The sequence below is a fragment of the Shimia gijangensis genome, from assembly GCF_900142085.1.
In the GTDB taxonomy this organism is placed as follows: domain Bacteria; phylum Pseudomonadota; class Alphaproteobacteria; order Rhodobacterales; family Rhodobacteraceae; genus Shimia; species Shimia gijangensis.
The window spans coordinates 173948-186046 of record NZ_FQZQ01000005.1 but is presented as its reverse complement, the minus strand read 5'-3'; the positions used below and the strand labels follow the sequence as shown (position 1 = coordinate 186046).

Annotated in this window: 10 protein-coding genes; 7 read left to right on the top strand and 3 right to left on the bottom strand. The window is 56.3% G+C overall.

Annotation, left to right across the window (positions count from 1 at the left end; all coding sequences use genetic code 11):
* The first annotated feature begins 12 nt into the window (after positions 1-12).
* The 4 genes from gcvH to preA all read left to right on the top strand — a co-directional run bounded on the left by gcvH (position 13) and on the right by preA (position 6177).
* A complete protein-coding gene (gcvH, locus tag BUC32_RS06515; protein WP_073250834.1) occupies positions 13-372 on the top strand; it encodes a glycine cleavage system protein GcvH in 360 nt (119 codons plus the stop codon).
* Positions 373-495: 123 nt separating this feature from the next.
* Positions 496-3321: an aminomethyl-transferring glycine dehydrogenase gene (gene gcvP, locus BUC32_RS06510; RefSeq protein ID WP_073250832.1), complete on the top strand. Its 2826-nt coding sequence runs from the start codon at positions 496-498 to the stop codon at positions 3319-3321.
* 211 nt (positions 3322-3532) lie between these two features.
* A complete protein-coding gene (locus BUC32_RS06505) occupies positions 3533-4855 on the top strand; it encodes an NAD(P)-dependent oxidoreductase (protein WP_073250830.1) in 1323 nt (440 codons plus the stop codon).
* Between the two features lie 17 nt (positions 4856-4872).
* On the top strand, positions 4873-6177 hold the full coding sequence (preA, locus tag BUC32_RS06500) for an NAD-dependent dihydropyrimidine dehydrogenase subunit PreA (RefSeq protein WP_073250828.1): 1305 nt from the start codon (positions 4873-4875) through the stop codon (positions 6175-6177).
* 64 nt (positions 6178-6241) lie between these two features.
* Here preA and BUC32_RS06495 read toward each other — a convergent pair whose 3' ends face one another.
* From BUC32_RS06495 to BUC32_RS06485, 3 genes are all read right to left on the bottom strand, one after another.
* Entirely contained in the window at positions 6242-7411 is a 1170-nt protein-coding gene (locus tag BUC32_RS06495; protein ID WP_073250826.1) for an MFS transporter, read from the bottom strand.
* A 2-nt stretch (positions 7412-7413) separates the two neighbouring features.
* A complete protein-coding gene (locus tag BUC32_RS06490; RefSeq protein WP_073250824.1) occupies positions 7414-8037 on the bottom strand; it encodes a TetR family transcriptional regulator C-terminal domain-containing protein in 624 nt (207 codons plus the stop codon).
* 61 nt (positions 8038-8098) lie between these two features.
* Positions 8099-8734 carry a TetR/AcrR family transcriptional regulator gene (locus tag BUC32_RS06485; protein WP_073250822.1) on the bottom strand — a complete coding sequence of 212 codons (636 nt, stop codon included), beginning with the start codon at positions 8732-8734 and terminating at the stop codon, positions 8099-8101.
* A gap of 133 nt (positions 8735-8867) precedes the next feature.
* On the opposite strand from BUC32_RS06485, the gene BUC32_RS06480 reads away from it, so the two are divergent.
* From BUC32_RS06480 to hydA, 3 genes are read left to right on the top strand one after another with little or no spacing between them, the layout of a single operon-like run.
* The gene (locus tag BUC32_RS06480; protein WP_073250820.1) at positions 8868-10118 is read left to right on the top strand and encodes a Zn-dependent hydrolase; all 1251 of its coding nucleotides are present in this window, start codon (positions 8868-8870) and stop codon (positions 10116-10118) included.
* Between the two features lie 45 nt (positions 10119-10163).
* Entirely contained in the window at positions 10164-10586 is a 423-nt protein-coding gene (locus BUC32_RS06475; protein WP_139280658.1) for a hypothetical protein, read from the top strand.
* Positions 10583-12046, top strand: coding sequence for a dihydropyrimidinase (gene hydA / locus BUC32_RS06470; protein WP_073250817.1), 1464 nt, complete (start codon positions 10583-10585; stop codon positions 12044-12046). The genes BUC32_RS06475 and hydA overlap by 4 nt, the downstream gene beginning before the upstream one ends.
* The last annotated feature ends 53 nt before the right edge of the window (positions 12047-12099 follow it).

The following is a 12099-nucleotide window of genomic DNA, read 5'->3' as shown; positions in this document are numbered from 1 at the left end:
GAGATACAAGACATGAAATTCACTGAAGAGCACGAATGGCTGCGCGTTGAAGATGACCTCGTTGTGGTGGGTATCACTGCACATGCGTCAGAGCAGCTTGGCGATGTGGTGTTTATCGAACTGCCAGAGGCTGGCACTGAAGTGACCAAAGACGAAGAGGTTTGCGTGATTGAATCGGTCAAAGCGGCCTCGGACATTCTGGCGCCGATTGACGGCGAGATTGTCGAAGTGAACGAGCCGCTGGTCGAAGATCCGGGCAAGGTCAACGAAGACCCGACAGGCGATGCGTGGTTCTTCAAGATCAAAGCTGCTGATCCGTCTCAGATGGACGATTACATGGACGAAGCCGCCTATAACAAGTTTATCGGCTGATCCGCGACCTTTTGGGGGCCGTCGGATGGCGGCCCTCCGGAGGACGCGTTTTTGAAATATTGAAGCCCGAAGGGCGGGGTGCGACCAAAGCGGCGCGCCAGATAATCACTGTTGGAGTATGACATGCCATTCAAGCCGACCGAATACCTGCCATATGATTTTGCAAACCGTCGCCACATCGGGCCGTCGCCTGAAGAAATGGCTGAGATGCTGGAGGTCGTTGACGCCTCTGATCTGGACGCGTTGATCGAAGACACCGTGCCGAAAAGCATTCGTCAGGCCGCGCCGCTGGAGTTTGGCAAGCCGATGTCCGAGCGTGAGTTGTTACACTATATGCGCGTTACGGGTGCGAAAAATAAAGTTCTGAACAGCCTGATTGGTCAAGGTTATCACGGGACGGTCACACCGCCCGCGATCCAGCGCAATATTCTGGAAAACCCGGCCTGGTACACAGCCTATACGCCCTATCAGCCCGAGATTTCGCAAGGTCGCCTTGAAGCGCTGCTAAACTTTCAGACCATGGTGTCTGACCTGACCGGGCTGGAAATTGCCAACGCGTCCTTGCTGGACGAAGCCACGGCCTGCGCCGAAGCCATGACCATGGCCGAGCGGGTGTCGAAATCCAAATCCAAGGCGTTTTTTGTGGATCGCGATTGTCATCCACAAAACATCGAAGTGATCCAGACCCGTGCCAAACCTTTGGGCATTGAGGTGATTGTCGGCAATCCCGACAAGATGGACGCCAGCGCGGTGTTTGGGGCCTTGTTCCAATATCCCGGCACCTATGGCCACGTGCGCGATTTCACCGATCACATCGCCGCGCTGCATGAGAACAAAGCCATTGGTATTGTCTCGGCAGATCCACTGGCGTTGACAGTGTTGAAAGAACCCGGCGCGATGGGGGCCGATATCGCGGTGGGCAGTACTCAGCGGTTTGGTGTGCCGATCGGATACGGTGGGCCACACGCGGCTTATATGGCGACCAAAGACGCCTATAAGCGCAATATGCCGGGGCGTATTGTAGGTGTGTCCATCGACTCGCGTGGCAACAAGGCCTATCGCCTTTCGCTGCAAACCCGCGAGCAGCATATCCGCCGCGAGAAAGCCACCTCCAACGTCTGCACGGCGCAGGCTTTGCTGGCGGTTATGGCCTCGATGTATGCGGTGTTTCACGGGCCCAAAGGTTTGCAAGCCATCGCTCAACGCATTCATCGCAAAACTGTGCGAATGGCCCGAGGACTGGAAGAAGCCGGGTTCAAAGTGGATCCCAAGGTGTTTTTCGACACCATAACGGTTGATGTTGGGCCACTTCAGGCCGCGGTGATCAAATCTGCACTGGATGAAGGCATTAACCTGCGTATCGTCGGAGAGCATCGTGTTGGCATCACGCTTGATGAAGCGACACGTCCGAAAGTGGTTGAAAAAGTTTGGCGCGCTTTTGGCATCGAACGCAAAGACAATGATTTCAAGCCCGAGTACCGTGTGCCCGAAGGTATGCACCGCAAGAGCGATTACCTCACGCACCCGATTTTCCACATGAACCGGGCGGAAACCGAGATGATGCGCTATATGCGGCGTTTGTCGGACCGTGATCTGGCGTTGGATCGCGCGATGATCCCGCTTGGGTCCTGCACAATGAAGCTGAATTCGGCGGCGGAAATGATGCCGCTCAGCTCACGCGATTTTTCGCGGTTGCATCCGTTCTGCCCCAAAGATCAGGCGGAAGGCTATTCAGTATTGCTCAGTGATCTGTCGGACAAACTGTGTCAGATCACCGGCTATGATGATTTCTCGATGCAGCCCAATTCCGGCGCGCAGGGCGAATACGCAGGTCTTCTGACCATTTCGGATTACCATGCCGCGCGCGGCGAAGGGCATCGCAACGTCTGTCTGATCCCAACCAGCGCACATGGCACCAACCCGGCTTCTGCGCAGATGGTGGGATGGAAAGTTGTGCCGGTAAAATCGGCGGAGAATGGCGATATCGACCTTGAGGACTTCCGCGCCAAGGCCGAGAAATACGCAGATGATCTGGCAGGCTGCATGATCACCTATCCGTCAACCCACGGTGTGTTCGAAGAAACGGTGATTGATGTCTGCAAGATCACCCACGAGCGCGGTGGTCAGGTCTATATCGATGGTGCCAACATGAACGCCATGGTGGGCCTGTCGCGTCCGGGCGATCTTGGCGGTGATGTCAGTCACCTCAACCTGCACAAAACCTTTGCCATCCCGCATGGCGGGGGTGGCCCCGGCATGGGACCGATTGGTGTCAAAGCCCATCTGGTGCCGCATCTGCCGGAAAAAGCCGGTGCCGTGAGTGCCGCGCCATTCGGGTCGCCTTCGGTTTTGACCATCAGCTGGGCATATATCCTGCTGATGGGCGGCGAGGGGCTGACCCAAGCCACACGGGCGGCGATCCTGAATGCCAACTATATCGCCAAGCGTCTCGAAGGGGCCTATGACGTGCTGTACAAGGGGCCAACGGGTCGGGTGGCGCATGAATGCATCATCGACACGCGCCCCTTTGAAGAAAGCGCTAACGTCACGGTTGAGGATATCGCCAAGCGCCTGATGGACAGTGGTTTCCACGCGCCCACCATGAGCTGGCCTGTAGCGGGCACGCTGATGATTGAGCCGACTGAGTCCGAGACCAAGGCCGAGCTGGATCGGTTCTGTGATGCAATGCTGTCGATCCGCGCCGAAATTCGCGACATCGAAGAAGGTCGCATCGACGGTGAAAACAACCCGCTGAAAAATGCACCGCACACCACCGAGGATCTGGTTGGCAAATGGGACAGACCCTATAGCCGCGAACAGGGTTGCTTCCCTCCCGGCGCCTTCCGAGTCGACAAATACTGGCCTCCGGTCAACCGGGTGGACAACGCGTATGGGGATCGCAATCTGATTTGCACCTGTCCACCGATGGAAGATTACATCGAAGAATGAACAACTAGGAAAGGCGCCCATTGGGCGCCTTTTTCTATCCAGATACGCGTCTGGGAATTGTACGGGCAATCGAAAAGCACGAGATCAGATTTGATTTCAAGGTATTGGGAGTTTGCGGATAATCTGCCTGTTGTTTTAAAAATTTTACCAGTTGATAAAAAAATTAAGATGTGTCAGCCTGTCAGAAAGAAACTGACAACAGAGAGACATCATGACCAACTCTCCTTTTAGCGAAGGTATCGTGGCGGGGCGGCTGGCGACAGCTGATCTGGCTGACAACTTTGCCGACTTGCATCCACGCCTGGACGATCACGAGGCTTTGGTGGCGGCGGACCGCTGTTACTTTTGCCATGATGCGCCTTGTATGGACGCCTGCCCAACGGATATCGATATTCCGTTGTTCATTCGCCAGATTTCAACCGGTACACCTGAAGCGGCGGCAACCACAATCTTTAGCCAGAATATTCTGGGTGGCATGTGCGCGCGGGTTTGCCCGACGGAAACGCTGTGTGAAGAGGTTTGCGTGCGCGAAGCCGCCGAAGGCAAACCGGTCGAGATTGGCCGTTTGCAACGTTATGCGACAGACGTTTTGATGGAACGCGGTGTGCATCCGTTTGTGCGGGCGCCGGAAACTGGCAAAAAGATTGCGGTCGTCGGCGCTGGGCCTGCGGGCCTGTCTTGTGCGCATCGTCTGGCCATGAGCGGCCACGACGTGACCGTGTTTGACGGAAAGGCCAAGGCTGGCGGGTTGAACGAATTTGGCATTGCATCCTACAAGTCTGTGGATGGGTTTGCGGCGCGCGAAGTCGATTGGCTGTTGCAGATTGGCGGCATCACCATTGAGACCGGAAAGACGCTTGGCAATGACGTGACACTGGATGGTCTGAGAGCAGAATATGATGCTGTTTTCCTCGGGGTTGGTCTCGGTGGTGTCAATGCCATGGGGGTTGATGGAGAAGACAAAGACGGCGTTTTGGACGCTGTCGATTTCATCTCGGACCTGCGTCAGGCTTCGGATTTAAGCGACGTGGCGATTGGCCGGGATGTAGTGGTGATTGGAGGCGGTATGACCGCCGTGGACGCTGCGGTTCAGGCCAAGCTGCTGGGGGCTTTGAACGTCAGCCTGGTGTATCGCCGGGGCACAGAGCGGATGAATGCCAGCGTGTTTGAACAGAACCTTGCCACATCCAAAGGGGTGCGCATCATCACCAATGCCTCGCCCAAAGCGATGATCGGCAATGGAGCGGTGCGTGAGATCGAGTTTGAATACACCGACAATGATCTCAAACCGACCGGACAGACCGTTCGTCTGGCCGCGGATCAGGTGTTCAAAGCGATTGGTCAAAGTCTGGACGGCAATGATCTGCCTGACCTTGAGGGCGGTAAGATTGCTGTCGACGACACGGGCCGCACGAGCATTGGCGGTGTCTGGGCCGGGGGCGATTGTGCGACGGGTGGAGACGACCTTACCGTGACCGCCGTTGCCGAGGGCCGTGACGCGGCCGAAGATATTCACGCCACATTGTCGGCGTAAGAAAGGGAGACACGCAAATGGCTGATCTCACAAGTGATTTCATTGGGATCAAATCCCCAAACCCGTTCTGGCTGGCCTCAGCGCCGCCGACGGACAAAGAATACAACGTGCGCCGCGCCTTTGAGGCGGGCTGGGGCGGAGTGGTCTGGAAGACGCTCGGCGAAGAAGGTCCGCCTGTCGTCAACGTCAATGGCCCGCGCTATGGCGCGATCCACGGGGCAGACCGGCGTTTGTTGGGACTCAACAATATTGAGCTGATCACCGATCGTCCGCTTGAGGTAAACCTTGAGGAAATGACGCGGGTGAAGCGGGATTATCCGGACCACGCTGTGATCGCGTCTGTGATGGTGCCTTGCGAAGAGGATGCCTGGAAAAAGATTCTGCCGATGATTGCAGAGACAGGATGCGATGGGTTTGAACTCAACTTTGGCTGCCCGCATGGCATGGCCGAACGCGGCATGGGGTCCGCTGTGGGGCAGGTGCCGGAATATATCGAAATGGTGGCGCGCTGGTGCAAAGAGGCGACTGATTTGCCGGTGATTGTCAAACTGACCCCGAATATCACCAACGTGCTTTACCCTGCCGAAGCGGCCTTGCGCGGTGGCGCGGATGCGGTGTCCCTGATCAATACGATCAACTCGATCACTTCGGTCAATCTGGACGCGATGAGCCCCGAGCCGATGATTGATGGCAAGGGCACCCATGGCGGATATTGCGGTCCGGCCGTGAAACCAATTGCGATGAACATGGTGGCGGAAATCGCCCGCAATCCGGAAACGGCCAAGCTGCCGATCTCTGGTATTGGGGGCATCACCACGTGGCGCGATGCGGCTGAGTTTATGGCGCTGGGTGCAGGCAACGTACAGGTCTGTACCGCCGTCATGACCTATGGCTTTAAAATCGTTCAGGAAATGATCACCGGCCTCAGCCAGTGGATGGATGAAAAAGGCTATGAAAGCACGGCAGACTTTGTCGGCATGGCGACGCCAAATGTGACCGATTGGCAGTACCTGAACCTCAATCACATCACCAAGGCCGTCATCAACGAAGACGATTGCATCAAATGCGGCCGTTGTTATGCGGCTTGCGAAGACACCAGTCACCAGGCCATCGAGATGTCCGAGGATCGCGTGTTCACAGTGAAAGACGACGAATGCGTCGCCTGTAACCTTTGTGTCAATGTGTGCCCGGTTGAGGGCTGCATCACCATGCGCACGCTGGAACCTGGCGAGTTGGACGAACGCACCGGCCAGCCTGTGTCTGCGGACTATGGCAACTGGACCGCGCACCCCAACAACCCATCGGCGCAGGCTGCCGAATAGCGGTTTCGTTGATCTTCAAAACTTAATGCATCAGGCCCTCGGAATGACCGGGGGCCTTTTCATTTCAGGACTTTGGTGGCCGCAGGACCGTGGCCAGCATGATCGTGCCCAAGGCCAAAACACCTAGCAGTCCAAAGGACATGCGCAGGCTTGTGGTTGCCGCCAGAAACCCAATGGTCGGCGGCCCCAGAAGCATACCGCCATAGCTAAGTGTCGCCACGCGCGCGATGGCTTGGGCCTGTGGCAGCTCGGGATCATTGGCGGCGCGTGAAAAGGCCAGCGGTACAACCAGACCATAGCCACGGCCGAGAAATCCAAGCCCAATCAGCGTTGCCTGCGGTGTGGCCAGTCCAACAATCAACAAAACGCCGATCAAAGCCACCGCCCCGCTGGTTTGGGTTGCACGAATTGGCCCAAGGGCGCGTGTCAAAGCGGCGCCGGACAGGCGCACACAAACCATGGCAGCGGAGAAAACCGCGTATCCAGCCGCTGCGAGGCCCTCGGTCGCCCCCGCGGCATCTCTGAGATAGATCGCGCTCCAGTCTGCCATGGCCCCTTCGCCAAGGGTCGAGCACAGGGCCAACAATCCTACCAAAAGCAGAGGGCCCTTGGGCAGTGGAAACAAGGGTCCGCCGTGGTCCTGACCAGTTTGGGATTGCCAGGGGATGTTGGCCAGCCAAAGGGTCAGACTTGTTAAGATGACGCCCACAATACCGAACTGAGCCAAGGGGAGCCAATCCATAGCAATCGCACCTACACCGCTTAGGGCGCCCATACCTGCGCCAAAGCTCCAGACAGCGTGAAATACCGGCATCAAAGCTTTGCCCGACGCCCGATCGGATTCGGCAGCCCAGGCGTTCATCGATACGTCCATCGCGCCATGTGTTGCCCCGAACAGAAACAATGCGACCGCAATCGTCGCTATGCCCGGCGAGAAAGCAATTAGAATGAGCGCGGCGCAATTGGCGAACCCCAACAACCGTGTCACAAGGGCCGCACCGTGTTTGTCGGTCATCCGGCCGGCAATTGGAAAAGACAGAATTGCACCTGCAGCAAGCAGCAACAACAGCAGACCAAGTGTTGCGTGATCCAACTGCAGAGCATCGGTGAATGCGGGAATGCGCGATGCCCACATGCCAAACAGAGCCCCGTTCAGCGTGAACATTGCAGCCACGGCGGTTGCGGAAGATGGGTGCCCGCTTTTAGCGGCGGCCCCTGAATCTTTCGTCTTCATTTTCAGGGTGTCAGCAGTTTTCGGAACATCGTAATCAGGAATACACCCGCTCCGTCCAAAACACCTTTTTCCGGGGCCATCAGAACCCGTACCTGTGCGTCAAAGTCGGCGTAGTGCTGCGTTGTCGACCAGATTGAAAAAATCAGATGACGTGGATCGGACGGAGATAATTTGCCGTCGTCCATCCAACGCTGAATAAGAGCGCATTTTTCATCAAAAAGGGGCTTCAGCCCGCTTTCAAGGTGCGGGCCCATGCGCGGTGCACCCTGTAGAATTTCATTGGCAAACAGCCGGCCTTCACGTGGAAATTCTCGGGTCATTTCCACTTTGCGGCTGACGTAACCCAGAATTTCATCCAAGGGCTCACCATTGGGATCAAGCTGTTCCAGCGGCTCAAGCCAGCTTTCCATCAGTTGATTCAACAAAGTGACGTGAATGTCTTCCTTGCCATCGAAATAATAGAGGATATTGGGCTTGGACAGGCCGGATTGCTCGGCAATTTGATCCAGCGTCGCCCCTCGGTAACCATTGCGGGAAAACACGTCGAGCGCTGCATCCAGTATCCGCAATCGATTGCGCTGTTGAATGCGGCTGGGTTTTTTCTGGGTTTGTGCGATGCTCGCCATTTGACCGTCTTGCCGTTTGTTGGAAACAAGACCTTACGGGGTCAATTGGTGCAGGTCCAGACTAGCCAGTAGCGCCAATGCCGCGCAGGATGATTTGCTTGACCGAGGTCTTGGCCTCTTCCCATTGTGCATCACTGAGCGGCATGCCGTTGTTGAGCGTGTCAATCTGGTGACCAAAGTCGGCATAATGCTGCGTCGTGGCCCAAAGCATATAGAGGAGATGGCGTGGGTCGATGGCGTCCATGCGTCCCTCTTCGATCCAGCGTTCGATGACCGCGATACGGCCTTGGGTCCATTCGGCCAGTGTGGTTTCAAGATAGTCCTGAATGACCGGCGCGCGATGCATCACCTCGCTGGCCCAGACCTTGGATCCCGCAGGGTGGTGACGCGAGATTTCCATCTTGGCGTCAATATAGGCCCCGATTCCCTCTTCGGGGCCATCTGCGGCGTCAAAGACATCAGCGGCCTGTAACCAGATCTGAAAGATGTTCTGAACGACCTGCCTGTACAAGGCTTCTTTGGTGGGGAAATAATAGTGCAGATTGGCTTTGGGAAGGCCCGCAACATCGGCAATCAACTGCATCGTAGCCCCGCCAAACCCCGCTTCTGCAAAGACTTTTTCGGCTGCCGCCAAAATAAGCTTTTCATTCTCTTGGCGGCGTTCTTTTTTGCTGTTGGGGCGTGCGGCGTATGGCATGCAGTTTCGGGTCCGAGAATTTTCTTGACCGATTGGTCAGGTTGTGGTGCTCTGATCTTGACCATACGGTCAGGAAGCGCGCGATTGCAAGAGGCCTCAAGGTCCGACGCGTGAAACGGCAAGGGAGAGAACAATGGCGGCACCCGGTGAAAACCTGAAAATCAACAGCGACCGTTTGTGGGACAGTTTGATGGAGATGGCCAAGATTGGCCCCGGTGTTGCTGGCGGCAACAATCGCCAGACCGTGACGGACGAAGATGGTGAAGGACGTGCGTTGTTCCAAACATGGTGCGAGGCCGTGGGCTGTACCATGGGGCTTGATACGATGGGCAACATGTTTGCCGAATACCCCGGCACCGACCCCGACGCACTGCCAGTTTATGTGGGCTCTCATTTGGACACGCAGCCAACCGGTGGCAAGTATGACGGTGTCCTTGGCGTTCTGGGCGGCTTGGAAATTCTGCGCACGATGAAGGATCTTGGGATCAAGACCAAGCACCCGATTGTGGTGACCAACTGGACCAACGAAGAAGGCACGCGCTATGCGCCGGCGATGTTGTCGTCAGGTGTGTTTGCGGGCATTCACACGCAGGACTGGGCCTATGATCGCGAAGACGCCGAAGGGATGAAATTTGGCGATGAGTTAAAGCGCATCGGCTGGTGCGGCGATGAAGAGGTTGGCGCGCGTAAGATGCATGCCATGTTCGAGTTGCACATTGAACAGGGCCCCATTCTGGAGGCCGAAGGCAAAGATATTGGCGTGGTCACGCACGGGCAGGGTCTGTCGTGGACCCAAGTCACCATCGAAGGCAAAGATTCTCATACCGGCTCAACCCCGATGCCTATGCGTAAAAATGCAGGCCTTGGTATGGCGCGGGTTCTGGAAGCCGTGGATGAAATCGCATGGAGCCATGCGCCACATGCTGTGGGCGCTGCGGGGCATATCGATGTCTATCCAAATTCCCGCAATGTGATCCCCGGCAAAGTGGTTTTCACGGTGGATTTCCGTTCGCCAAACCTGTCTGTGATCGAAGACATGGAGGCGCGGTTGCGCGTCGAAGGTCAGAAAGTCGCGGATGACATGGGTCTGAGCATTGCATTTGAAAAAGTCGGCGGGTTTGACCCCGTAGAATTTGATGAAGGCTGTGTGACGGCTGTGCGCAATGCCGCTGAGCGTCTCGGATATTCCCACCGCGACCTGATTTCAGGTGCCGGGCATGATGCCTGCTGGATCAACCAAGTGGCCCCGACGGCAATGGTGATGTGTCCTTGCGTAGATGGATTGTCTCACAATGAGGCCGAAGATATTTCACGCGAGTGGGCCGCTGCAGGCACAGATGTGTTGATGCATGCGGTGCTGGAAACGGCGGAGATTGTGGAGTGAACATACGAAACACCATAGATGGCTGGTGCAGAGAGCTTGGTATTTATGAATAGCCTCGCAGAAAGGTTCTCGGTCTACTTTGTCTTGGGCGTGTTTGGCCTTACGGCTTATGTTCTGTGGGCCAGGGCCGACAACGAGCTGCATTTTTTCGTTCTGAAAGTCTATGAGACGATGACCGAAAACTGGTTCCTGATCTTTACGGCGGTTGGGGCCTTTCTGCTGTACTATATCAACACGTTTATCGTGTTTGTGTTTACCTCGGTCGGTTACATTTTTTATCTGGCTTGGCCGAATATAGAACAAGATCAATTGCTTGGGCGTATATCCAATCATTTGGGTGAAGTGACAGTTGAAAGTGTGGCGCTGTCTGATGATGCGTTTCGAGTCTACGCGATGTTGGTCATGATTGCGTTTTGGGACGTTTTCAACATGGCCTTTGCACGGGTTAAAGAGGGGAGAATTCAATGACAACTAAGGTAATCAAAGGCGGCACCGTTTGTACGGCTGATCGCACATGGAAAGCGGATGTCCTGATCGAGGGCGAAGTCATCAAGCAGATCGGCGAGGACCTTAAGGGCGATGAATACATTGATGCCGAAGGCGCCTATGTGATCCCCGGCGGGATTGACCCGCATACCCATCTGGAAATGCCGTTCATGGGCACGACCGCCGCCGAGACGTTTGAGAGCGGCACCTGGGCTGCGGCGGTGGGTGGCACCACGATGGTGGTGGATTTTTGTCTGCCGGGCGAAGATGGCTCGATTAAGAACGCGATCAACGAATGGCACCGGAAATCTGCGCCGCAGATTTGCTCGGACGTTGGCTATCACATGGCGATCACCGGCTGGAACGAGAACGTGTTCACCGAAATGAAAGATGCCGTCGACATGGGCGTCAATTCGTTCAAGCATTTCATGGCCTACAAAGGCGCCTTGATGATTGAGGACGACGAGATGTTTGCCTCGTTCAAGCGCTGTAAAGAGCTGGGTGCACTGCCAATGGTGCATGCGGAAAACGGCGATCTGGTGGCGGACATGCAGCAACAGATGCTGGATCAGGGCATCACCGGTCCCGAGGGGCATGCCTATAGCCGCCCGCCCGAGTTTGAAGGCGAGGCCGCCAATCGTGCGATCACCATTGCCGATGCTGCGGGCGTGCCGCTTTACATCGTGCATGTGTCCTGTGAGCAGGCGCATGAGGCGATCCGGCGGGCGCGTCAAAAGGGCATGCGGGTTTATGGCGAGCCATTGATCCAGTTCCTGACACTAGACGACAGCGTCTATTACACCGGCGACTGGATGCATTCGGCGCGCCGCGTGATGTCGCCTCCGTTCCGCAACAAAGAGCATCAGCAAAGCCTGTGGGCTGGATTGCAGTCGGGTTCGCTGCAGGTGGTCGCGACTGACCATGCGGCGTTCACGTCCGAGCAAAAGCTGATGGGCAAAGACAATTTCTGCCTGATCCCCAACGGGTCTAACGGGCTTGAGGAACGTCTGGCCGTGCTGTGGACCGAAGGGGTTGAGACGGGGCGTTTGACGCCAAATGAGTTTGTTGCGGCGACCTCGACCAATGTGGCGAAAATCCTCAATATCTATCCCAAGAAAGGGGCGATTGTGGAAGGGGCTGATGCCGACATCGTGGTGTGGGATCCGAAGATTTCCAAAACCATCAGTCAGGCCAATCACCACTCGGTTCTGGATTACAACGTGTTCGAAGGCTTCGATGTCAAAGCGCAGTCGCGTTACACGCTCAGCCGTGGTGAAGTGATCTGGGCCTGGGGGCAAAATTCGCAACCGCAACCCGGTCGGGGCCGGTTTGTACCACGTCCAGCCTTCCCGTCGGCCCACACGGCCCTTTCAAAGTGGAAAGAGCTGACCTCGCCCAAGCAGATCATGCGTGATCCGATGAATATCCCGGCGGGTATCTAAACATTGATGGCCTCGCCAAAGGGCGGGGCCGATCCCTAGCAAGCCATTTGGCC

What these genes read in the sequence shown, in the direction of transcription:
- gcvH (WP_073250834.1), top strand. Translation starts at nt 13, where the DNA reads ATGAAATTCACTGAAGAGCACGAATGGCTGCGCGTTGAAGATGACCTC.
- gcvP (WP_073250832.1), top strand. Translation starts at nt 496, where the DNA reads ATGCCATTCAAGCCGACCGAATACCTGCCATATGATTTTGCAAACCGT.
- BUC32_RS06505 (WP_073250830.1), top strand. Translation starts at nt 3,533, where the DNA reads ATGACCAACTCTCCTTTTAGCGAAGGTATCGTGGCGGGGCGGCTGGCG.
- preA (WP_073250828.1), top strand. Translation starts at nt 4,873, where the DNA reads ATGGCTGATCTCACAAGTGATTTCATTGGGATCAAATCCCCAAACCCG.
- BUC32_RS06495 (WP_073250826.1), bottom strand. Translation starts at nt 7,411, where the DNA reads ATGAAGACGAAAGATTCAGGGGCCGCCGCTAAAAGCGGGCACCCATCT.
- BUC32_RS06490 (WP_073250824.1), bottom strand. Translation starts at nt 8,037, where the DNA reads ATGGCGAGCATCGCACAAACCCAGAAAAAACCCAGCCGCATTCAACAG.
- BUC32_RS06485 (WP_073250822.1), bottom strand. Translation starts at nt 8,734, where the DNA reads ATGCCATACGCCGCACGCCCCAACAGCAAAAAAGAACGCCGCCAAGAG.
- BUC32_RS06480 (WP_073250820.1), top strand. Translation starts at nt 8,868, where the DNA reads ATGGCGGCACCCGGTGAAAACCTGAAAATCAACAGCGACCGTTTGTGG.
- BUC32_RS06475 (WP_139280658.1), top strand. Translation starts at nt 10,164, where the DNA reads ATGAATAGCCTCGCAGAAAGGTTCTCGGTCTACTTTGTCTTGGGCGTG.
- hydA (WP_073250817.1), top strand. Translation starts at nt 10,583, where the DNA reads ATGACAACTAAGGTAATCAAAGGCGGCACCGTTTGTACGGCTGATCGC.